Genomic DNA, 22,932 nt, shown 5'->3' on the forward strand with positions numbered 1-22,932 from the left:
CCAGGATCGACGCCCGGCGAAGAGCACCCGAGGGTGGAGTTCGGCCTGCAATCGGGCGAGTAAGCGGAGGCATGGATCCGATGGCGACTCAAGCACGAGAGCCCGACCCCGAGACCGCCGAGAAGGCGACGCGTCGCAAGTTCACGCCCGCGTACAAGCGGAAGATCCTCGCGCAGACGGACCAGGCCAGCGAGGGGCAGATCGGCGCCATCCTGCGCGAGGAGGGCCTGTACAGCTCGCTGTTGTCGACCTGGAGGCGGCAGCGGGACGAGGGTATGCTGGGGGCGTTGAAGCCGAAGAAGCGCGGACCGAAGCCGAAGCAGGACCCTGAGCAGAAGGAACTCGAGCGCCTGCGCCGTCGGGTGGCGCAGCTCGAGCACAAGCTTGAGACGGCGGAGCTGATCATCGACGTCCAAAAAAAAGTCTCGCAATTGCTCGGGATCCCGCTCGCGACGATCGATCCGTCCGAGAAGCCTTGATCGCGCAGGCGGACGAGCTGTCCGAGAGGACAGGTCTACCGCGGGCGTGCGAGGCGCTCGGGGTCTCGCGGGCGACCGTGTACCGGCGGCGCCGCCCTGCGCCGCCGCCGCGGACGGCGAAGTCACGGCAGTCGCCGCGGGCGCTGAGCGCGGCGGAGCGCCAGGAGGTGCTGGAGCTGCTGCACAGCGAGCGTTTCGTCGACAAGGCGCCCGAGGTCATCGTGCCGACGCTGCTCGACGAGCAGCGCTGGCTGTGCAGCGCGCGGACGATGTATCGCCTGCTCGCCGCCGAGGGCGAGCTCCGCGAGCGCTGGCGGCAGCGGCGGCACCCCGAGTACAGTCGCCCGGAGCTGTTGGCGACCGCGCCCAACCAGGTGTGGTCGTGGGACGTGACCTGGCTGCGAGGACCGACGAAGGGCCAATACTATTACCTGTATGTCCTGCTCGACATCTACAGCCGCTGCGTCGTCGGCTGGACTCTGGCACGCCGCGAGCGCGCCGACATCGCCGCCCGCCTGATCCGCGCCGCCTGCGACAAGCAGAACATCCAACCTGACCAATTGACCATCCATGCCGATCGCGGCGCCGTCCCGACGTCGCGCGAGCTCGCCGACCTCTACGACGCCTTGGGCGCCCGCCGCTCACACAGCCGCCCCCACGTCAGCGACGACAACCCGTACTCGGAGGCCCACTTCAAGACCCTCAAGTACACCCACGACTACCCCGATCGCTTCGCCTCCTACGACGACGCCCACGCCTTCTGCGTCCGCTTCGTCGACGGCTACAACCATCACCACCGCCACTCCGGCATCGCCTTCCTGGCGCCCGCCGATGTGCATTACGGCCGCACCGAGACCATCCTGTCCGTCAGGACAGCCGCCCTCCACGCCGCCTACGAGGCCCATCCCGAGCGCTTCGTCCGCGGGCGGCCCACGCCGCGCCGGCCTCCCGCCGCGGTCTACATCAACCCCCCGCGCGGCCCCGAGCGCGGTCTTCGCGAGTACGACGTCCATGTCCTTACGGACAGATGCCTCACCGCTGATCCTCTACGGGATTGCTACCATGGCGAAACCTCACATTCACTAAACATGACCCGCGCCGTGTCTCAAAGTCATTGACAGGCTCCGACCCCGCCGCACCGGCGGTTTCTGTCGCATCGTCGGCCGAGTCCCAGGCCACCCCGGAAACGACGTTCCTCGGACAGTTTCTTGGTAGTCCTAGGCCACCCCGGAAACGACGTTCCCTGGGACAGTTTCTTGTAGGAAACCTGCTGTCGAGTGCGAAGCTACTTCGGGCGGAGCACGAGGACCATATCGCCGTGTTCGTCGATAATCTCGCGGTCGCCGTCGTGGTGCTCGACGCGGGCTTGGCCATTGTAGAAGGGTTCGACGGCGGCGAAGCGGCGGCTGTAAAGCGGCTCGCCGCTGCGGTCGACGTGCATCCAGCCGCGGCTGTCTCGGGCGCGGGCGAAGCCCTTGTGGAAGACATCGAGGTCGTTGAACCAGCGGCCGTGGACGAGATGGCCGTCGCGGTCGATGTGGGTGGAGCGGCCGTCTTCGCCCTGGACGACGGCGATCCCGTGGCGGAAGTCGCCGGCGTAGCGCCAGCCGGCGGCGTAGGCGGGGGCCAGGTCGTGGGTGAGGTGGAGGTAGGAGCCGCTCGAGTTACGGACGGTCACGCGGCCGTCCTGGAAGTTGCCGCACCAGGTGAAGCGGGCGTCGCTGGCGAAGCAGCCGTCGGGACGGATGAATGCCCACGCGGATTTCGGCGGAGGCGCGGGTGGCTCCGCAGAACCTCGGCGAGGCGCGGAGTCAAGGCGAGTTCATCCTCGGTCCTCCCTTGGGACATCGAGCTTGCCGCGTACGATGGTTTCCGGCGGGGGGTCTCGAAGTCCACCGGAGCGCACTTGATCTCCTTCTCCGCGATCGCCCGGTTGAACAGCCGGCGGAGGGTCTTGAGCACCTCGCATATCGTATTGTGCGACTTGCTGACCAGCGACTTCTTGATCGCGGTGATGTCCTTGCTTTGGTGGCGGTCAGAACCCGACACCTGACGGCGGCGAGCTGACCCACCTGGACCCTCTGACCGCTGTCGACTGATCGCGACGAGGAGGGTCAGTCAGTCGCGACGAGCGGCCCCACCGGACGGAGGAGATCGAAACCCTGGAATGGATGTGGAGGTGAGGATGCCCGCCAACTACCGGCCTCAAGATCATTCCTGACGGCGACATTCCCGTAGTTGATCCCATCCGACAAGCTCCTGCGGGAGGCGCCGACCGGTGACCAGCAGTGGTCTCACCTGGGCTCGGAGGCGCTCGGGGAGCCACTGCAGCCCTGACTCGGGAGCGTTCGGTTCGACGTCGGGCAGCGAGCGACCTGCGCCCCGCTCGAGGAGCAGTTCGTACCATCGCTCCGCGGGCAGGAGGGGCAGAGCGCCCAGCGCCCGGGCTGCGGCGGCGGGGATCTGCAGACCCTCGGCGTCGAGATCGCCGAAGTAGTGGATCTCAAAGGCGCCGAGTTCGACGACGATGCGACCGAGGTCGTCGAGCATGCCGGCGAACGCTTTTCCGGAACCGTAGACCACGGCGAGGTAGCCGCCTTCACGGGCGTTCCAGCGGCGGAACGAATCATAGGTGTGCAGGTTCTCGATCACGAGGATCGTGGTGGCATCGCTGGCGGCGGGCCCGGGCTCCCATACGATCGGGACCGGGACCGCGCGCACGCGCAGGAGCTCCGGGCCGAGTCCGACGCGAGCGGCCAGCCGCGAGCGCAGCAGGACGTCGAGGCGCTTCTCGTCGCCGAGGAGTTCGACCGAGCGCTCGCGCAGCGGCACCGGCTCGCGCCGACGACCGCCGTCGGCGAGGAAGCGCTTGATCTCGAGGAGGTCCGCGAGCACGTCGGCGGCGATCCTCGGCTCGTCGATCAGGCGCGCCAGTTCGGGCGGCCAGGCGATGCTGCGGTGGTCGATCGGCGCGCCAGCCGGGGCGGAGGCCGCGAGTTGAACCCAGCGCGGGAGCGGGGGCGCGGGCGTAAGGTCCCACTGGTTGCGCTGTTGCGGGAGCTGCAGGTGGCCCTGGTCACGAAGGGCCGTGAGGTAGGCGGCGAGGGCCTCGCGTCCGCGATCGCTGTACTCGATCGCCAGGGCGCTGCGGAAGACGTGCCAGACGTCGTCGAGCGCGAGGCGCCGGCGCTTGCCGGCGCGCTCGCGCAGGGCGAACAGGAGGGCCTCGGCGGCGCTCACGCGGTCCTCGCATGCAGCCGCACGCCCTCGACGGGGTCGTGGTCGTCCTCGGTGACGTGGAGGTCGCCGGTCCGGCGGTCACGGTGGGCGTTGCGCAGGCGGATCGTGTTCGGGAGCACGGCGATCGCGTCCGGGTCCTCGACGCCGGTGGTGTAGACGAGCTGGACGCCCATCTTCTGGGCGATCGTCCGCTGCATCTCGAGCAGGGCGCGGTTGGAACAGGTGCCGATCGGGTTGTCGAGGATGAGGGTGCCGGCGTCGACGATGGCGCGGCCACGACCGCGGCGGCGAGCCCGGATCTGGACGATCGTGCAATAGAGGAGGATCGCCGCGGTGAGCTGTTGGCCGCGGCTGAAGGTACTGAGCAGCTCGACGGGGACCGGGTCGGGGCGGAGGATCGCGTCGGGCTTGAGCACCGTGACCTTGAAGGCGTCGTGGCGGCCGCCGGCGAGCTCGAAGATCGCCTGCTGCACGAGGTCGAGCGCCTTGGGCACGTTCGCCGTGTCCATGAGGCGGTCGATCAGCGGGGCGATCCGGGCCTGCTTGTCGGCGTCGCCGTCGGGGATGTGGAAGTCGACGCGCAGGTAGCTGCGGCCCCCCCACGCCCCGAGCGTCTCGGGCAGCACGCTGGCGCGGGCGGCCTGGCGCAGGACCTGGGCGGCGTCCTCGCCGAGACCGATCAGGTTAGTGATGAGGATCCGGCGGTGATCGTCGAGCTCGGAGATCGCGGCGTCGAGGACCTCGCGCGCCTTCTCGAATTCATCGACGAACTTGGACGCGTCGGCGGCGAGCTCGGCGGCGTCGGCCCGCAGGCGGTCGCGGGCCTGGTTCTTGAGGCTGGCGAAGCGCTCGTCGGCGGCGATGTTGCGGACGGCGTCGCTGCAGTTGCGCACGCGCAGGGCGCTCCGCTCGTCGGCGGTGCGGGCGTTCTGGAGGCGTGAGCACAGGTCCGTGACGGACGACCGCACGGCGGCGTCGTCGTCGGGCAGGTCCCGCGGCGGGCGCTCGTCGAGCTCGTCGGCGACGACGGTCAGCAGCAGCTCGAGGGCGCTCTCGTGCGCGGCCTTCCTGGCCTCGAGCTGTGTGGCGGCGTCGTTATGCTGCTGCGCTTCGCCGTGCCAGCGCTCGTGTGCGGTGACGGCGACCTGCGCCTCGTCGCGGAGCTGCTCGACCAGGACGTCGGCGTCCTGGCTGGTGGTCGGCAACGGGCGGCCGTCGGTCGGGACGTCGTCGGCGTCGCGCTTGCGTGAGAGCGCGGCGACTGCCTGCTGCGCGGCCTCGTGGGTGTGTTCCGCCCGAGCCTGATCGCGGACGGCGTCCCCGAGGAAGGCCTGCGCGCGGGCGAGCTGGCCCGGCAAGTCGGCGCGGGCGAGGGCCGCGCGGACCTCCGGCTCGTCGAGGCCGCGTTCGAGCTGGTTCGCGTAGGCGGTGCGCACGCGGACCAGGTCCCGCTGCAACTGTTCGAGCTCCCACTGCAGGCGGTTCTCGCTGGTCTTCTGCTCGTAGCTGGCGCGCAGCTGCTCGTACTCGGCCTCGGCCTCGGCGAGCGCCGGGATGTCGTCGTCCTCGTCGGCGCCGTGGTAGAGGACGGCATCAAGCTGGCGGCGGATCGATCGGCGCTGGTGGCCGAGCTCGTCGACCCGGCGCTGGGCCTCGTGGGACCGCTCGCCGGCCTGGGCGATCAGCACGGCGAGCTCCTCGAGCCGGCGACCGAGGACGTCGGACTCGCGCTGCAGCCGCTCGAGCTCGTCGGTCCAGGTTTGGAAGTGGCGCTCGTGCTGTTCGATGAAGGCACCGACGCGTGCGGCGTGCTGCTTCGCCCGCGTGACCTCTGCCTCGGCGGCCTTCCGCTCGTCGGCGGCCGCCGCGATGTCGGCCGCGAGCTGGCCGAGGCGCGCTTCGACGTCTGCGATCTGCTCGGCGAGCTGCTGCGCGTGCCGGACCAGCGAGGCGAGCAGGGACTCGTGGGCGTCGAGCTTGCCGCCGCCCCAGGCGCCCAGCCAGCGGGCCAGCTCGTCGGCGGCGGCGTTGCAGGTCTGTTCACGGCGGCGCAGGTCGTCGACCACGCGTCGACGAGCCTCGTTCGCCTCGGTGAGCTCGAGGCGGCGGACGTCGGCGGCGGTCCGGTCGTACGTGGCGGGATCGGGCGGCAGGACGCAGGGGGCGGGGCCGCTGGGGCTATCCGCGCCGACCCAGGTGACCTGGATCGGCGTCCGCAAGCGCATGTCGAGCGCCGGGAGGTCGCGGGCGACGGAGAGGTCCTCGGCGCGGAGGACGACGACGCCGGCGTGCCGGGCCGGATCCCGGGCGATGGCATCGCTGGCCTCGGCGCTGGCGTGGTTCTCGGCCAGGTAGCGCAGGCCGGCGTGCGCGGCGATCTTGCGCGCTCGCAGCGTCCGCACTACCTCCGCGACGTCGCGGGTCGGGGGCAGGAAGCCGTCGGAGCGCAGGGCGTCGAGCGAGCGCTCGTCCTCGGCCGCGTCGACGCCGAGCTCGAGGATCCGGCGGCGGGCGGCCTCGGCCTGCTCGCGCAGCAGCGCCTCGAGGCGCGGCTGCTCGAGGTCGGCCTCGTCGACGCCCTGGATCTCGCCGAGGAGCGGCGTGCGGCGCAGTCGGTCGCGCCAGGCGAGCGCCTGCTCGAGCGTCGCCCGGGCGGCCTTAACCTGCGCCTCGATCCGGCCGCGCTCCTCGCCGAGCGGGCGCAACGTCGCGGCGAGCTCCTGGCGCTCGCGCGTGCGCTGCTCGTGGCGCCGACCGGCCTCCTCGACGCGGGCGGTCGCGCGGGCGGCGAGCTCCTGCCAGCGGGCGAGCGCGTCCTCGGCCTTCTCGTAGCTGTCGAGCGTCCCGTCGCGGGCGAGCATCTCGCGCGCGTGCTCTCGCTCCTTGAGACGCTGGCGGCAGGTGCGGGTCTCCGCCGTGAGGCCGCCGATGCGGGTGTCCGCCTGGCTCTTTTCGTCGCGCAGCGCCTGCTCGGCCGCCTTGCAGCCGTGGAGGTGCTCCGTGGCATCCTGCTCGCGCTCGGCGTGCAGCGCGTCGCTGGCCCGGAGTGCACCTCGCAGCCGCGAGCCGGCGCGCTCGAGCGACTCCTTCAGAGGGACGAGCTCGCGCGTGCTGCGGTCGAGCGCGGCCTGCTTGGCGACGACCTGGGCGGACAGCCCCTCGAGCTGCTCGAGGGTGCGGGCGGCCTCGATGCTGTCGACGTCCCGTCGGCGCCGGGCCCAGGCCCCGCGTGCTCGCTGGAGCGCCTCCTCGGCCTCGCCGGCGCGCAGGCGGATGGCGCGGCGCTCGACGCCGAGGGCCCAGCGTCGCTTGAGATCGGCCTCGTTGCTGGCGAGGCGGGCCTGGCTCTGGGCGCGCTCGTGGTCGCGGCGGCGCTCGGCGGCGCGGCGCTCGAAGCTCTCGGCGCGCTGGCGGAGGGCAGCCGCGGTGCCGGCCGCCGCGTCGATCGTCGCCGCGAGGTAGCGGCGCGCGGCCTCGCGGGCATCGACGGCGGCCGCGAGCTCGCGCAGCGGCGGCAGGGCGGCGTCGAACAGCTGGCGCTCGAGCAAGAGCACCGGCCGCTGCTTCAGCTTGCTGCGGAAGGTCTCGAGGTTGGCCGACAGCTCGCCGGCCTTCTCGGTGTCCATCGCGAGCTGCAAGAAGAAGTCGACGAATGCCCGGGGGTCCTGGAAGCGGAAGCTCTCGTCGGCGGCGCCCTCACGGGTGTTCATCTCGATCTGGACCTTCATCAGGTCGGGGTCGAGGCCGAGCTGCCCGAGGTGCGTGCGCCAGGGCGACGGCGCGTCGGTGTAGAACACCTCGCGCGCGGGGCTGCGGCTCTTGTGTCCGGCGAGCCACTCGCGAAATGCGTCGAACGAGGCCACCGGCTCGCCCAGGCCGCGGACCGGGAGGTCGTCGAAGCCGAGCTCGGGCCCGGCCCGGAAGCTGAACAGCAGCTTGCGCAGCTTGGACTCGTCGGGGGAGCGCTGCAGCCCCTTCCAGCTGAGCACCTGTCCGAGCACCTGGACGCGGGCCGGCGGCGAGGCGAACAGGTCGAGCCGCGGGGCGAGGTCCCACTCGCTGACGACGAAGGCGAGATCGCCGTCCTTGACGTAGTCGGCGAGGCGGCGGCTCTTGCCCTCGGCGGCGCTGCCGAGGAACTCGCGGACGCCGGGCCGGATCAGCGAGAAGAACAGGTTGAGGATCGACGACTTGCCGCCGCCGTTGCGCAGCCACAGCACGGTGTCGACGCCGGTGCCGTGGTGCTCGTCGCGGAAGTCGAGGGTCAGGGGGGAGAGACGGGCGTCGCGGTGGCCGATCGACGCGAAGTGGAGGCGCATGAGGCGAGGCATGATCGTTACTCCTGGGCGGCGGCGTCGCGGGCGGGGCGGACGCTCTGGACGAGGGTGAAGGCGTCGTGCGCGGCGAGCTCGCGTACGTGGATCCGGTAGGCGGCGAGGGCCTGCCAGGTGCCGCCGTCGTCGTCGGACAGGCGGCGGACGAGGCTTCCTTTGTCGAGGACCTCGAGGGCGTACTCGACCATGCCGTGCAGCGTGCTCGCGGCGCGGCGGCCGTCGGGGGTGGCGCGGGTCTCGGGGCGCTGGAGGATCGCGCGCCACGCCTCACGCAGCTCGGGCGAGCCGAGCTCGGGGTCGTGCTGGCTGCGGCGTTGCAGCTCCTCGCTCAGCCGGACGACGTAGGCGACGACCTTGTTGGTCGAGAAGCGGAGGCCTGCGCTGTCGTCCGAGGCCGCGAGATCCTGGGCCGCCGGGAAGCACCATGCGGCGATCGCCAGCTGCACGAGGCCGTGGCACATCCGGTCCTCCACGCTCAGGGTGGTCCGGCGGTAGTCGGCGAGCTTGTGGGCGAACGGGCCGTCCTCGTTGGCGCCCAGCACGACCCCCTGGGGCGTGAACCCGAGGACCGCGAGGTGCAGCCCGCGCGCGACCGCGTCGGTGCAGTGACGCATGGTCGGGTCGGTCCGGTAGCGCTCGATGAGCTGGGCATAGGCGGGCTCGCGCGCCGGCTTGAGGCCCGGGGTCAGTCCGAAGGCGACCAGGCGCGCCGCGGATTCGATGGTTTCGAAGTGGAAGGGGGTCACGGGGTCGGCACCTTTCGCAGGAGAACGAGGTCGTCGCCGGAGAAGTCGGGATCGATGAATTGCCGGCCGCTGCTGCAGATGCTGTAGCGGCGAGCGAGCGGGTCGTCAGGGTTGCCGAACAGGGCGAGCAGGCGGAGCCCGAGCAGGCGGAGCAACCGCGCCTCGACCCCATCGGCGCGCAGCTCGGCGAACCACGTGGACAGCAGCAGTTCCCGGGGCGGGAGCGAGGTCAGCAGGTCCTCCACGACGGCGTGGTCGTCGGCCGTGAAGTAGGTGCGCGTGGCGTCGACGGTCTCGAGGTCGGCCAGCTCGGGCGTCACTTCGGTGTCGTCGCTGGCGCGCCGCGGCGCGAGCAGCTTGTCGATCAAGGTGCAGAGCCGGAGCTGCGGCGGCGGCCTGGGCGGCTGGAACCGGGCCAGGAGGCCGTCGGCGAGGGTGGCCAGAGCGCCGGCCGGCAGCTCGAGCGCAGTGCGGAGGACGTCGGCCTCGAGGTCAGGGTAGGAGGCCGCGAGGCGCGGGCGAAACACCTGACGGTCCTGCTCGCGCAGGTAGTCCTGGTTGGCGGGGATGATGCGGCCATGGAGCTGCATGTGGCGGCGGTAGCACTCCTCCACGGTGTCGCGGAGGCGGGCGAGCGCGCCGGCGTCGCTGTCGCCGGCCGCATCGAGGCGGTCTTCGATGCTGCGGAGGAGGTCGTGGTCGTGGCGCTGGCGGTCCTCGAGATGGGCTCGCGCGCCGGCGAGGAAGGCCAGGACCTCGTGGATCCAGTCGACCTGCGTGACGTCGCGGCGGGCGGTCTCGAGGTAGGCCTGGATCTTCTGCTCGTACTCGATGCTGCGCATGCGGTAGCGCTGGGCCGTCTTGACCGCGTCGGCGATCAGGCCCCGGTGGATCTGCGAGCGCAGCACCGCCTCCTCGGCGATCTGGGCGTCCTCGACGGGATACTCGAGCATGCCCGCGTAGATGTTGATCGCCTCGGTCGTCGCCTTGAGGACGATCGTGCCGTCACCGAGCTCGGACTCGCGGAGCAGCCGCAGGCAGATCTCTCGGTGGACCACGCGCTCGCCGTCGAAGGCGGCGTAGCGCTCGCGGAACTCGCGTCGGCGGTCGCGCTCGTTGAGCAGGTCGAGCACGACTGCCTCGGCGACATCACGGCATTCGGGCAGGCTCAGGTCGGGGCGCATGCGGCCGACGATCGGCTCGAGCTCGTCGCACAGCTCGTCGTGCGTCATGCCCGTGCCCAGACCCATCCGCTCGATCGTCAGGTCGAGGGCCCGCAGGCACAGCGCGCGAAGGTCGATGCCCTCGAGGTCGTCGTCGCGGTGGACCTTCACCGCCTCGATGCGGTGCAGCGGTCCGAGGCGCACGAGGGTGCGCAGGCGGCGGGTCACGGCGTCTTGCCAGTTGTCAGGCGCGACTTCGCTCATGGTCGCGGAGCCTAACGGAACCGGCTGACAGCGGGTAGCCACGCGGCGCCGCCATGCGGTGTCGACGCAGCGGCCTCGCGGTAGGCCGCGGCGTATCGGGCGAAAGACGGGGCGAGTCGGGGGCATGTCGTATCGGCTCCTCACGACCCTCTCCCGCCAGCCCGGCGGATCGGCTCACGGTCCCGGCAACAATTTTCGGACCCCGCGTATTTGTAGATCAAACGATGTTACGCCCGGGACCGGCGCTATCGCGCGCAGCGCCGGCTGGAGTATCGTGCGGGCGTCGTGTCGACCGTGACGTTCATGCACCGTCTGGAGGACGTGGAGGCCCTGGAGCGGCGGCTCCGCGAAGAGGTCCTCACCGCGAACCTCGCGCGCACGGCGGTCACGAGCAGCGACGGCAAGTTCCAGGTGCTCCGGGTGCTCGATCACGGGGCGAGCAGCGTGGTGTGCGAGGCGCTCGACACCAAGCTCAAACGGCGCGTGGCCCTCAAGCTGTTCCCGGGCCTGGCCGACGACCGGCTCGCCCGCGGGGTCAAGCGCGAGGCGCAGGACCTCGCCGGGGTCTCGCACCCGAACATCGTCATCGTCCATGACTTCGACGTCCTCAAGCTCGTACCGGGCGAGCACCGCTGCTTCTTCGTCGCCATGGAGCTCGGGGTACCGCTCAAGCAATGGCTGGAGGAGGCGACCCGCAGCCACGAGGAGATCCTCGCCACGTTCAAGCGCGTCGGCGAGGGGCTCGCGGCGATCCACGGGGCCGGGTTCGTGTACCGCGACTTCAAGCCGGGCAACGTGGTCCTCGTCGCGGGCGTGCCGAAGATCGTCGACTTCGGGCTCGCCCTCTCGGCGGCGGCCGGCGGCGACGCGAGGCGAGCGCGCGTCGGTACGCCGGCGTTCATGTCGCCCGAGGCGCTCGCCGGTCAGCCGCAGGACGCACGCAGCGACCAATTCTCGTTCGCCGCCGCGCTGTGGAAGGCGCTGTGCGGCGCGCTGCCCTACGACCCCAAGTCCGACGATCCCGAGCAGCGCCGGCCGCTGCATGCGCCGAAGGTGCCGCTCCCGGCACCCGTGCTGGAGGCGCTCCGGCGGGCCCTCGACCCCGTGCCCGATCGTCGGTTCCCGGACATGCCGGCGCTGCTGGCCGCGCTACCGCTGACCGAGCCAGCGCGCAGGTCGTCGGCGACCGGGCCCGCGCCTGCCCTCGGCATCGACGTCGACTCGACGACCGAGCTCGTGCCCGTGCGTCGATCGACGCGCCGCAGCGTCGCGCCCTGGCTGGCGTTCCCGGCGGTCGGCGCGCTGTCGGTCGGCGGCGTGCTGACGGCAATGGGGTTCTGGGACGCTCCGCAAGCGGCCGAGGAGGAAGCGACGGCGAGCGAGGAGCTCGAGATGATGGAGAGCCCTGCGGCGCGGCCGACGACGATGGACGCCGAGTGTCCCGACGTCGACTCCGTAACCGGGGCCTGGAGATTCTCGGCCACCGCCGAGTGGGCTGAGCAGATTGTCCACCTCGGGAAGGTCGGGCGGTACACGCTCGAGCTGACGCGCGATGGTTCGCCCTGCGGCCTGTGGGTCGACCTGCGCAAGCTCGGCAACGACGGCATCGTCTACCCGCAACCCCGAAGCGACCGCCAACGCGTCCAGCTCGCGTGGTCGCGGCCTTTTACCGGCGGCTTTGCAGGGCGCTTCAGCCCCCGCAAGGACGGCGAGGCCACCGCTGATCACACATACGAGTTCTCCTTCATCGTCGACAGAGATCGGCTGTACGGCGACTTCCACGCGGAAGCGGCGAGCGGCAAGCAGCGCTTCTCCGGCGTGGTGCGTGGCGCGCGTACGACGGTCCAGGACGCGCCGACAGACGACCTGCCTTGCACGGCTCTGTGCGGCGCGCGTTGCCTGGGCGCCGAGGCGACGGCCGAATGCCGCCAGACGTGCACGGCCGACCCCTGGGCGGAGCCTACCTGCCCGCCGCCCGATCCGACCGCGACGATCGGCTTGCCGGCGAAGACTGGCGCGTGCCGCGACGCCAGGGGGTTCGCCGGGCGATGGCTGGTCCTCGCGCGCGACCGCATGAGCCGGGAGCAGCGCGCCTACGAGGTCGAGCTCGGCGCTGCGGGGTGCGACCTCGTCATCGCGTCGGCACGCGACCGCGAGCGCCCGGACGTCCCGTTCGAAGGCAAGGGTCGCGTCGACGGCTCCGGCCTGTGGCAGATCGAGCTGACGAGCGGACGGAGCGCGCGCGAGCGTGTGCGACACGTATGGTCGCTCGTCGGCCGCGACCTCGCCTTCGGCGAGTTCACGGCCCGCCACGGCGACGAACAACTCGCGGCCGGCGTCCTCGCGGCGTACCGGCGCCCGTGAGCCGAACACCCCGCGTCGCGGGACAGGAGCAGCATGGCCAAACCCACCCCGACCGAGATCGCCGCGCTCGTGCGCGCCCACTCTCACCGCCTGCACCGCTTCTTCAGCAGCAGCGGCGTCCCGCGCGCGGAGGCGCAGGACCTCGTGCAGGCTACCTTCGAGGTGTTCCTCCGCAAACTCGACGGTCCGCTCGACGACGTCGAGCGCTACCTGTGGGGGATTGCCCGCATGAAACTGCTGCACGCCCGGACCCGGCTCAAGACCTACGAGGAGTTCCACCAGTCGCATTTCGCGGCGTCGACGACGACCGTCAGTCAGAAGGTCGATCGCCGCCTGCGGGTGTCCGTCCTGCTCGCCCGCCTCGACGAGGAGGAGCGCACGATGTTCCTCATGCGCTGCGAGGGTCTGACGATCGAGCAGATCGCCGCGGCCACCGAGAAGGGCCCCGCGACGGTCAAACGCCGCCTCGCGGAAGCCCGGCGTCACATCGACGCGATCGCCAGCGAGACGCGGACGCCGGACGACGCCATCGGCGTCGAGGACGTCGAGGACAGCTACCGGCACGACGGGGCGTGAGCCGCTCTGCCCGGCTGACGGGAACATCTCCAGGCCCATCGCTACAGGAGGACCCGATGCCGAAGCAGACTCCCTTTGAACCCGAGAAGGTGTCGATTCTGCGCCCCGGCGAGGCTTCATCTGGTCAAGTAAAGCCACCGATGACGCATTCACGAAGAGCGTTGTAAAGATCCGTTGCCGCCCGCGGGTGACCCACCACGGCGGCGCCACCAAGATGGCAGTGGGGTCATACGTGCGAGACGGCCACCTGGGCGATGACGGCTACCGTTGGGTGCTCCTGCAAGAAGGCGGACTGGGGTCGTGAACTACCGGAGCGCGGCAAGAATGTCTGCGCTCGGCTGTGCGCGCTCCTGGAGCGTCTCCATTATCTCTCCACGACACAGGTCGACGCCCGCGAGCCCTGGGGACTCGCGGGCGTTCAAAGAAGGAGCGAATTCATGAGCGTCTACGCGGATTTCGGCGAATTTGCGAGCGCGATCAACGGGTTGAGAAAATCCGCGTAGTTACTGCTTCGAGCAGTGAGGCCAGCCACTTGAACACATGAGAGCCCGCGAGTCCCCAGGACTCGCGGGCTTCGACCTGTGTCATGGAGAGCTGATGCTGGCGGTGGCGCGGCTTTTCTCGTGAGTTATCATCACACTCAGCTCAGATCGCGCCCGGACGGCTCGGTCTATGTGCATTCAAATCGCGCGGAGTGGAAGCGGTGCTCATCGAGCCGGTAGGACAGCATTTTCTGTTGACCTCGGCGGCGCACGGGCTCGCACTTGGGGGCGAACCTGGACGATCATGTCTACACACATTCAAATACCTATGCATGGGAACAATGGAGCTACACTCTGTGGTAGTGCGACGCTCCAGCGTGCGGCGCACTGCTCCCTGGCGCTGGCGCGCGCCCCTGGCCATCGAGCCGAGGTTGTCGACGTCGGCGGTCGCGGTCCTTGAAGACGTCGAACAGGCGTACCACGGCGGGTGGACCCTGCCGCCGCGGTCGTCGACACGAAGGGCTTCGCGGAGGGGCTGAAGCGTTCGTCCTCAGGCAGTCGCCGGGGAGGTCTCGCCGCCGTCGCTTTCGGCTCCCGCGGGTGCCGACCCCCGCCCGGGCTGGGCCGGCCGCGGCCAGGTGATGCGGTGCTTCTTGATCCGTCGCTTCATCTCCTGCCGGGTGATGCCGCGGCGATAAGCCGCGTCGACGATGTTGCCGGCGAGCTCGAGCGCCTCGATGCAAAGGCAGCGCTCGACGGCTTCCAGGTCGAAGTCTTCGCGGGTGACCGAGGGCATGGCGCCTTGTACTTCCCTCGCTTGGTCTCGCGCAGATCGAGCGACCCTCGAGCGGCTTGCGGCCGCTCGTGCGGAGTGCTGCCGTGAACGTGCCGGCCCGCGGCAAAGCGTTCAATGATGGGATTTTTCAATAGATAGATCTTCGCGGCCGAGCTGGCCGCCGTGGGGGCCGCGGCCGGTCAGGGCGGCGGCGCCGCAGCGGGCTGCGAGTTGGACGGCCTCGTCCGGGGCCAGGCCGGCGCCGAGGGCGTAGGTCAGGCCGGCGGCGAACGAGTCGCCGCAGCCGTAGGCGTCGACCACCGGGCCCGGCAGCGGGGTGGCTGCATAGTCGTGGCGCCGGCCGTCCGCGAGCTCGTAGCTGCCACCGGCGCTGCCTGCGGTGCGCACGACCAGCGGCGGCGGCGGGTCGAGGTCGCCTGCGGCGTAGCGCTCGGACGGATCGCGCGAGCTGCCGACGAGCGCGTCGAGCACGACTCCGGCGGCGCGCAGGATGGGGAGGATCCGCGACGTCGCCACCAGCTTGCGCGCGCGGCGGGCGAGTCGCACGGTGTCGACGTCGCCGGCGGTCAGGTAGACCGCGTCGACCTCGGCCAAAAGGTCCCACGCCAGCGGGTCGGCGGCCTGCGGCGCGAGTCGCTCGCCGATGACGGTGATCGTGCGCTCGCCGGCGTCGTCGACGTAGGTGAAGCCGCGGCGCTGCGGGAGCGGGCGCACTGCGGCCTCGAGCCGGAGGCCCATCGCCGTCAGCTCGGCGCGGGCCCGCGTGCCGAGGGCGTCGGTGCCGAGCGCGGTGTAGAAGGTGCATTCGCCGGCGAGCCGGGCGAGCTGCACGGCCGCCACCGCGCCGCCGCCACCGGGCGCCTCCCACCACTTCGATGCGTGGACGATGTCCCCCGGCGCCGGCACCCGGGCAACTCGCACGAACTCGATCCACTCGACATGCCCGATGACGGCGACGCGCATGCCGCGAGGGTGAACCAAGCTCGCCCCCGCGTCGAGTGGCCGGCAGGACGGGGAGCCGTTGTGGTCGAACGGAGGGGGAACCAAGCGCGCCCGCGCGTCGAGTGGCCGGCAGGACGGGGGAGCCGTTGTGGTCGAACGGAGGGGGAACCAAGCGCGCCCGCGCGTCGAGTGGCCGGCAGGACGGGGAGCCGCGCTGGTCGAGCGGAGGAGGAACCAAGCGCGAGCGTCGAGTGGCCGGCGGGGCGTGGAGCCGTGCTGGTCGAGCGGAGGTGAACCGAGCGCGCGCTTCAAGCGGTCTCTTCGAGCTTCGCGGGGCGTCACGGCGGGATGACGAGGCATTCGCACGCCTCGGGCGCGCCGCCGTTGTTGCACAGCACCTCTTCGGGGTCCCAGGTGGTCTCGGCGAGGTAGTCCGCGAGCATCGTGGTGGGCAGCATGGGGTTGTCGATCGCGGACAGGTACTCGAGGCCGATGCCCTGGGGGATCGCCGCGATGGTCTGCAGCAGGTCGTTCTCGTAGAGGTTGATGGCGTTGAGGGTGGTCAGGTTCTCGAGGCCCTGGAGGTCGATCAGGGCGTCGTTGCCCTGGTTGCCGCATTCGCCGATCTCGAGGGTCCCGGTGATCGCGGTCAGGTTGGCGAGCGCGGCGAGGCTGATCAACTTCGGGTTGTCCTCGAACCAGAGGTCGTTCACCTGGGTGAGGGTCTCGAGGCCGTCGAAGGCGACGAGCTGCGGGTTGCCGTCGATCTCGAGGGTCTCGACCTGGGTGAGCGCCGCGAGGCCCTCCAAGTTGAGCAGGTTGGGGTTGCTCATCACGCGCAGGCTCTCGGACACGCTGGTCAGGCCCTCGAGGCCCGACAGGTCGACGAGGCCGGGGTTGTCGGAGATCTGCAGCCAGCCGACCGTCTGGACCGACTCGAGGCCCTGCAGGTCGGTCAAGAGCGGCTGGCCGCCGATGATGAGGGCCTCCATGTTCGGCGCGACGAGGTCGGCGAGCGGGAGCAGGTCGGTGAGCTTGGAGTTGTCCTGAACGTAGAGGCGGCCGGCGAAGTCGGTGATGCCCGCGAGGCTGGCGAGCGAGGTCAGGTTGTCGTTGCCGAAGATTTCGAGGCTCCAGCTCGGCTCGACGATGCCGGTGAGGCCGGTGAGGTCGGTGAGGGCGTCGCAGTCGGCGATCATCACCAGGTCGACGTGCTGCAGGGCCTGCAGCCCGGAGATGTCGGTGAGGGCGGGGTTGTCGATGATGTAGACGCGAGCGTTGAAGCCCTTGCCCTCGACGCTCTCCAGGCCCGCGAGGCCGGAGAGGTCGGTCAGCGCGGCGTTTTGCTCGATCTCGATGTTGTTGCCGACGCGCTTCAGGTTGGCGAGCTCGGCGAAGGACACCAGCGACTGGGTGTTCTGGATGATGAGGTTCTCGGTGATCTCGACGATGCACTCGAGGCTAGCGAGGTCGGTCGCGTCGGTGATGAAGAGCTCGCCGACGTGGATGATGGCCTCGTCGCAGCCGGGTGGCGGGTCGATCGGCGAGGTGGTGCTGCCGGTCGTGGTCTCGCCCTCGGTGGTGGAGGTCGAGGTGTCGGCGGTGGTCGAGGTGGAGGTGTCGGAACTGGTGGAGGTGTCGGAACTGGTGGAGGTGTCGCTGGTGGAGGAGGTCGAGGTGTCGAAGTTCGAGGTGGTGGAAGGGTCGACGGTGGTCGAGGTGACGGGGTCGACGGTGGTCGAGGTGACGGGATCGACGGTGGTCGTGCCGGTCGGCGGGTCGGGCTCGGTCGTGGGCCCGCTGGTCTCGGAGGCGGTGGCGGGGCCGGGCCCGGTCGCCTCCGTGGTCGACGCATTGTCGGTGTCGCTGGCCCCGGTCTCCTCCATGCCCGGCCCGGACGGACAGGCGAGCATCAGGGCTACCATGCCAAGTGATGTAAATCGAATCGACATGCGGCGAGGATGCCCGCATCGATGCCGGATGACCAGAGTGCATGGACGCTCACCGCGAGGTCCGGCAGCAATGTGGAGTGGTCATGGCCGGCAGGCGCGCTATCCGTCTGGCGGCGGGCGAAGGGGTGGTGGCGCGAGCTCACGGGAGTTCACGCGTCGCCCGGCGGCCTCGGCCCCGCTGCGCGATCGATCGGCCAATGGCAGGAGCGCGATGCGTCGACGAGATCGATGATCAGGGGCGCATGCGAAGTGTGATTCGGGCGATGGCCGGCGCGGCCAATGTGAAGAGCGCGGATTTGCCAGGGGTCATGACGTGGGGTCTGTCGGGGTCGTATGTGTCGAGGAGCGACCCCGGCGGCCGAGCGACGACTCAGGTCGTGACGGCGGAGTCGGTCGAGGTCGTCGAGGACGCGAGGCCGGGCCGGCGAGCTCGACGAGAGCCGTCGTCGTGCTCCTCGGCGAGGAGGGCAGGGCGACGATTCAGGTCGTGACGGCGGAGTCGGTCGAGGTCGTCGAGGACGCCAGGCCGGGCCGGCGAGCTCGACGAGGGCCGTCGTCGTGCTCCTCGGCGAGGAGGCAGGGCGACGATTCAGGTCATGACGTCGGGGCGCGGTCGAGGTCGTCGAGCAGGGCGATGCAGGCGGGCAGGTCGGGGCCGGCGAGCTCGACGAGGGCGCGCGTGAGGCCGGGTTCGACGTCTTCGTAGTCGCGGTCGTAGGGCTGCTCGACGGCGAGGGCTCGCAGCAGGTCGGGGCGGCCGGAGCGGCCCGCATCCGCCAGCGCTCGCTCGCACAGGTGCGCGAGGACGTCGCGCGGCAGTTCGCGCAGCAGCGGACCGAGCGGGCGCAGGCTGTGGCTGTGGAGGCAAAAGCCGGGGTCGTCGGCGACTCTTCGCGAGATCCGCTCGAGGAGGCGCGATTGTCCCTCCGGCGAGAGCTGCGGGGCGATGCGGGCGAGATCGTCGATGTCCGTCGGCGGGAGCACGTCGAGGAGCGCGTCGCCGAGACCGGCGGCGGCGAGGGCCGGTACGCAACGCCAGCCGCCGTACGTGCCGCGGCGCAGGTCGCCGAAGAGCTGGCGAGTCACTCGCTCGCGCTCTTCCGCCGCGAGGAAGGGCAGCGCGTGGGCGAAGGCCGCGAGACGGTGCGGCCGACCGGCGCCTTGGAGCAGCGGCCGGAGGAGATCGAAGGCGCCCTGCTCGGCGAGCGGACGGGCGAGGGCGACGATCACCGGTTCGCGCCGGTTGCCGAGCTTGGTGTACATGCGCTTCCTGGGGATCCGCTCGACCAGCCACTTTTGCTCGGCGGGCGAGAGCCAGGGCACTGCCTCGAGGATGTCGGGGAAGTCGAACATGTGCGAGTCTTCGAAATCCTCGAGCAGGACGGCGGAGATCCGCGGGTGCAGCTCGGCGTCGGCGTACTGCAGCAGCAGCGGCAGCACGTACTCGGCGGCGCGCCGCCCCTCGTCGCTGTCGCCGAGGAACAGCTCGGCGAGCGGACGGACCGCGCCGGCCTGCAAGGCGGCGGCGACGATCGCCCTCACGTGGTTGACGAAGCTCCAGGGCCCCGCGACGGCGCGGGCCACGAGCGCGCCGGCGTCGTCGGGCGGGAGCGCGGCGAGCAGCGGCGGGAGGTCGTGCATGAGCTCTCCGTCGATCTCGTCGGGGAGCAAGGCGAGGGCGCGGCGGGCCAGCTGCGGGCGACGCTCGGGGTCGACGTGCTCGAGCAGGTAGCCGAGGGCGATCGACGGGCGGCTGCTGGCGAGCGCGAGAGACTCGGCGCGGGCGAGCACGCGGGCGCGCGCGTCGGGGTCGGGGAGGTGAGCGCCGAGAGCGGCGATGGCGGCCGCGCGGTAGTGGGTGTCGTCGATGCGCAGGGCCGCGGCGAGCAGGCCGAGGGCCGCGGACCGGCGCTCGTCCGGCGCGAGGTGGACGGCGATTCGTGCCCGCAGGCGGGCGGGGGTCGGCGATCCCGGGCTGGAGTCGAGCTGCGGTTCGTCGACGGGCGGCGGCCAGGCGTCGAAGCAGTCGGAGATCGATTCGCGATCGATGTCGGGTGCAGCGAGGATGGTCCACGCTTCGCGGGCGGCGTCGTGGCGGCCGGCGCCCGCGAGCGCGGGGAGCAGCGAGGCGAGGCCGAGGAGGCGGTCGACGACGAGGTCGTCGCCGAGCTGGCGCACCGCGGCGAGCGCCTCGTCGAGGAACTCGTGGTGATGCGCTGCGAGGTGCGTCAAGGCCACTGCGCGTCGATAGGGAGTGGCGAGACCGCGAGCGAGAGTCGCCAGCTCGGGGCGCTCGTCGGGGTCGGCGGGCAGCGGCAGGTGAGGGATCGATCGGCCGGCGGCGAGGCGCTCCGCGGTCTCCTCGCGCCAGGTGGCCCACGCCTCGGCGCGCTGGGCTCCACGGCACCACGGGATCACCGCGGCGAGGGCCTGCGCGCGCTCGGAGGGCCCGTCCTCGGCGTCCACGAGCTCGATGGCGCGGGCGACTGCGCCGCTCCGCGCGACCCACTGCAGGTGGAGCGGCTCGACCGGGAACTCGCCGAGCGCGAAGAGGGCGTCGTTGATGAGGGCCTTGCGACGCTCGGGGACGAGTCGCGCGAACAGCAGGCGGGCGATGCAAGCGTCCTCGTCGCCGCTGAGGTCGAAGTCGGCGAGGCCGCGGCTCACCGCGTCTGCGCGCAGATCGGCGGGCAGACGCTCGGCGACGCGGGCGACGACCAGGCCGCGCGCGTTCTGGGGCAGGCGGGTCAGCGCATCGAAGACTTCCTGCGTGGCGTCGAGGTCGAGCAGGCGCCCCAGCAGGGCGACGACGCCGACGACGCGCCCGAAGCTGCCGCGAAAGTGGTCGCCGGCGAGGATGGTCTCGGCGCGGGCGAGGGCGGTGAGGGCCTGCTCGCGGGACAGCCGCGGGGCGAGGGCCGCCACGCTGCGCGGGTCGTCGAAGTCGATGGCCTCCAGCGCCTCGGCCGGCGACCAGATGCCCTCGTCGATGAGCAACGGGGGCAGCTCCGCGGGCAGCTGCCGGCTGATGGCCTCCCGACCGGCGCGCTCGAGGGCGCGCCGGAGCAGGGTGGTGGGCGGCTGAGCGGAGCCGTCATTCGTCATGGCGGGGAGAGTATCAAGCCTTCGAGCCCGGCTTCGTGCCACTCGAGTGAGGGCGCGCGAATGCGTCGACGTCGACTCGCTGGCGCAATCGCGGCACCGTCGTCGGTGAAACAACGAGGTGGAAGTCCGGGCCTCCCGCGCTCCGGTACGCCTTGGAGGCGGCCTGGAAGCGTGCTAGCAAGAGGCCGAGTTCGAGCCCGATCTGCGGCGCGAGATCGCGGATTGCTCGCGCGAGGAGCGACCGTGCATCGACTGACTCGACCTGTCGCACCCATCGTCCGCCTCGGCTTCGCTGCGGCGATCGGTGGTTGCGTGGCCCGGCCGGCGGCGCCCGAGCCGATTTCGTCCGCGTCGACGGTCGCGGGCTCGACCACGACGCCCGCGATCGCTGCGCCGGCGGACCACCGGATCGCCGCCGGCGAGGGGCACACCTGCGTGCTTCGCGGCGACGAGTCGGTGTGGTGCTGGGGGCGCGACTCTCTCGGCCAGAGTCGCAGCGAGGCGGCGCCGGCGGCGGTCCCCGGGCTCCTCGGGGTTCGTTCGCTCTCGGCCTACGACGCGGCCAATTGCGTCGTCACGAGAATGGGGCTGGCGTGCTGGGGGGACGATCTGTTCGGCCAGATCGCCATGCCGCCGAGCAGGCAGTTTTATCCGCGACCCGAGCTGCGTCGCGCGCCCGACGGCAGCGTGGACCAGGACGGCGTGCTCGGGCCGCAGGCGACGTGCGTGCTGGCCGGCGGGCGGGTCGAGTGCTGGGGCGAGATCGGCAGCTCGCACGTGCCCGGCGAGGACTCGCGCTTCGGCCCGATCGCCACGGGCGAGCAGGGGGTGAATCCGATCACGGGCTGGAGAAATTCTCCGCGACGCGTGGTGCCGGGGATCGACGGCGCGGTGCAGGTCGCGATCGGCAGCGAGCACCTGTGCGCATTGATGCCCGACCTGACGGTGCGCTGCCTCGGCAGCGCGCGCCACGGCCAGCTCGGCCGGGTCGAGCGCGACCTCGAGGCGCATCACGCCGCGGCGCCGGTCGCCGGCCTCGTCGAGGTGGTGCAGATCGAGGCCGGCCCGAGGGCGACGTGCGCCCGCACCGCGAGCGGCGAGGTCCACTGCTGGGGGAGCAACCTGTTCGCCCAGCTCGGGGTGGGCGACGCGTCGAAGTTGATCGCCGCTCGAACCGTGTTCCCCGGCGACGTCGACCCGCACGACCGGTTCTCGCCAGTGCCGCTGCGGGTGGAAGGTCTGCCGCCGGTGCGGCAGATGTCGGTCGGGGTCTCGCACGTGTGTGCGATCGGCGACGACGGCCGGGCGTACTGCTGGGGCACGAACGAGGGCGGCCAGCTGGGCGACGGCTCGACCGAGCGCCGCGCGACGCCGGTGGCGATGCTGAACGTCGAGGACGCGGTCGACGTCGCCGCCGGCAAGTTCGGGCCGACGTCGCACACGTGCGTGCTGCTGGCGTCGGGGAAGGTGCGCTGCGCCGGGCACAACCGGCGCGGCGAGCTCGGTCGCGGCGGGCCCGAGCTCGATCCGACGCCGGCCGACGTCGAAGGGCTTTGAGGATGTCTTTCAGGACATGTCTTCGTGGGAATGTCTTTCAGGTCATGTATGATGATTTGCACCCGGCCCCTCACGGGCTCGACGTCGGGCGGCGGAAGCGGATCCAGTCGAAGCGCGCCACGAGGTCGGGCTTGCCGTCGGTGCTCACGCGGCTGTTGTAGGCCCGCACGCGGTTGAAGACGAAGTAGGACCGCGACGAGTTCCAGTCGGTGTAGGCGATGGGGCCGACCTGCAGGGTCGCCGGCATGTCGGGCTTCTCCTCGCGCCGGGCCAGCACCCACGCCTCGCCCTCGAAGCGGCGGAGCAGCAAGAACGTCGCGCCGCGGCGGACCAGCCGCAGCTCGACCCAGCCGGTCTTGCCGGGCGAGAGCTGCAGGCGGCTGACGCTGCGGACCGTGTTCTTGGTCTCGATCTGCGGCACGTCGCCGTCGCCGGTGCCGGCGGTGATGAAGATCCACTGCTCCTGTCCCTTCCGCCAGGCGCTCGCGCCCTCCGGGTGCGGGGCGCGAGCCATCAGACCGGCCAGCGAGTATTTTTGCCGCGGGACCTCGGTGGCGGCGCCGGTGACCCGCACGCGCGTGGTCACCATGAAGTCGCCGGTCACCTCGCGGAAGAGGAACGGGGCGTGATAGTCGTACAGCCAGAAGCTGGTGTACGGGACGAAGGTGAGGTGGCCCGGCTCGGTCGCGCCGACGTCGATCTGCCTGGCCTGCTCCGGCCACCCCTCGGCGCGGCTGAACGACTGCCAGCCGGCCAGGCTGGCGGGGTCGGCGAACTCGTCGTCGAGCGCGGCCAGCTCGTCCGGCGGCGGCTCCTCGGGCGCGGCGAGGGATTGCTCGTGGTCGGCGAGGCGGGCCGTCGGGGCCGAGAGACGGGTGACGATGCACCCGGACAGGATGAAAAGCGCAAGGATCGAGGCTCGCATGGCGGGG

Annotated in this window: 13 protein-coding genes and 1 pseudogene; 4 read left to right on the forward strand and 10 right to left on the reverse strand. The window is 71.2% G+C overall.

The features are described from left to right. Window positions 1-71: 71 nt before the first annotated feature. Window positions 72-1,456, forward strand: a pseudogene (locus O0S08_RS02755) (IS3 family transposase); the annotation flags it as partial. A 308-nt stretch (window positions 1,457-1,764) separates the two neighbouring features. Here the strand turns inward: O0S08_RS02755 and O0S08_RS02760 are convergent. The 5 genes from O0S08_RS02760 to O0S08_RS02780 form a co-directional block, all read right to left on the reverse strand. Continuing rightward, the gene (locus tag O0S08_RS02760) at window positions 1,765-2,157 is read right to left on the reverse strand and encodes a hypothetical protein (protein WP_269037390.1); all 393 of its coding nucleotides are present in this window, start codon (window positions 2,155-2,157) and stop codon (window positions 1,765-1,767) included. 533 nt (window positions 2,158-2,690) lie between these two features. After that, window positions 2,691-3,719, reverse strand: coding sequence for a Wadjet anti-phage system protein JetD domain-containing protein (locus O0S08_RS02765; RefSeq protein WP_269037391.1), 1,029 nt, complete (start codon window positions 3,717-3,719; stop codon window positions 2,691-2,693). Further along, window positions 3,716-8,050, reverse strand: coding sequence for a coiled-coil domain-containing protein (locus O0S08_RS02770; protein ID WP_269037392.1), 4,335 nt, complete (start codon window positions 8,048-8,050; stop codon window positions 3,716-3,718). Before O0S08_RS02770 ends, O0S08_RS02765 begins: the two co-directional genes overlap by 4 nt. 5 nt (window positions 8,051-8,055) lie before the next feature. Next, window positions 8,056-8,799 (reverse strand): hypothetical protein, encoded by a 744-nt coding sequence (locus O0S08_RS02775; RefSeq protein WP_269037393.1) that lies wholly within the window; start codon window positions 8,797-8,799, stop codon window positions 8,056-8,058. After that, window positions 8,796-10,226: a hypothetical protein gene (locus O0S08_RS02780; RefSeq protein WP_269037394.1), complete on the reverse strand. Its 1,431-nt coding sequence runs from the start codon at window positions 10,224-10,226 to the stop codon at window positions 8,796-8,798. Before O0S08_RS02780 ends, O0S08_RS02775 begins: the two co-directional genes overlap by 4 nt. Window positions 10,227-10,529: 303 nt before the next feature. Between O0S08_RS02780 and O0S08_RS02785 the strand changes: the two genes are divergently transcribed. After that, window positions 10,530-12,590: a serine/threonine-protein kinase gene (locus tag O0S08_RS02785; protein WP_269037395.1), complete on the forward strand. Its 2,061-nt coding sequence runs from the start codon at window positions 10,530-10,532 to the stop codon at window positions 12,588-12,590. 33 nt (window positions 12,591-12,623) lie between these two features. Then, window positions 12,624-13,166 (forward strand): RNA polymerase sigma factor, encoded by a 543-nt coding sequence (locus tag O0S08_RS02790; protein ID WP_269037396.1) that lies wholly within the window; start codon window positions 12,624-12,626, stop codon window positions 13,164-13,166. A gap of 1,032 nt (window positions 13,167-14,198) precedes the next feature. Here O0S08_RS02790 and O0S08_RS02795 read toward each other — a convergent pair. From O0S08_RS02795 to O0S08_RS02810, 4 genes are all read right to left on the reverse strand, one after another. Further along, a complete protein-coding gene (locus O0S08_RS02795) occupies window positions 14,199-14,444 on the reverse strand; it encodes a helix-turn-helix domain-containing protein (protein ID WP_269037397.1) in 246 nt (81 codons plus the stop codon). A gap of 111 nt (window positions 14,445-14,555) precedes the next feature. After that, complete coding sequence (locus tag O0S08_RS02800) at window positions 14,556-15,407, reverse strand: PfkB family carbohydrate kinase (protein ID WP_269037398.1); 852 nt, start codon at window positions 15,405-15,407, stop codon at window positions 14,556-14,558. Between the two features lie 317 nt (window positions 15,408-15,724). Continuing rightward, complete coding sequence (locus tag O0S08_RS02805) at window positions 15,725-17,311, reverse strand: leucine-rich repeat domain-containing protein (RefSeq protein ID WP_269037399.1); 1,587 nt, start codon at window positions 17,309-17,311, stop codon at window positions 15,725-15,727. 621 nt (window positions 17,312-17,932) lie between these two features. After that, window positions 17,933-20,443, reverse strand: a complete 2,511-nt coding sequence (locus O0S08_RS02810; protein WP_269037400.1) for a hypothetical protein — start codon at window positions 20,441-20,443, stop codon at window positions 17,933-17,935. A 243-nt stretch (window positions 20,444-20,686) separates the two neighbouring features. Between O0S08_RS02810 and O0S08_RS02815 the strand changes: the two genes are divergently transcribed. Further along, the gene (locus tag O0S08_RS02815) at window positions 20,687-22,000 is read left to right on the forward strand and encodes an RCC1 domain-containing protein (RefSeq protein ID WP_269037401.1); all 1,314 of its coding nucleotides are present in this window, start codon (window positions 20,687-20,689) and stop codon (window positions 21,998-22,000) included. A 70-nt stretch (window positions 22,001-22,070) separates the two neighbouring features. Here the strand turns inward: O0S08_RS02815 and O0S08_RS02820 are convergent, their stop codons facing one another. Next, window positions 22,071-22,925, reverse strand: a complete 855-nt coding sequence (locus O0S08_RS02820; protein ID WP_269037402.1) for a DUF1349 domain-containing protein — start codon at window positions 22,923-22,925, stop codon at window positions 22,071-22,073. Window positions 22,926-22,932: the final 7 nt, after the last annotated feature.

It is taken from the genome of Nannocystis punicea (assembly GCF_026965555.1).
In the GTDB taxonomy this organism is placed as follows: domain Bacteria; phylum Myxococcota_A; class Polyangia; order Nannocystales; family Nannocystaceae; genus Nannocystis; species Nannocystis punicea.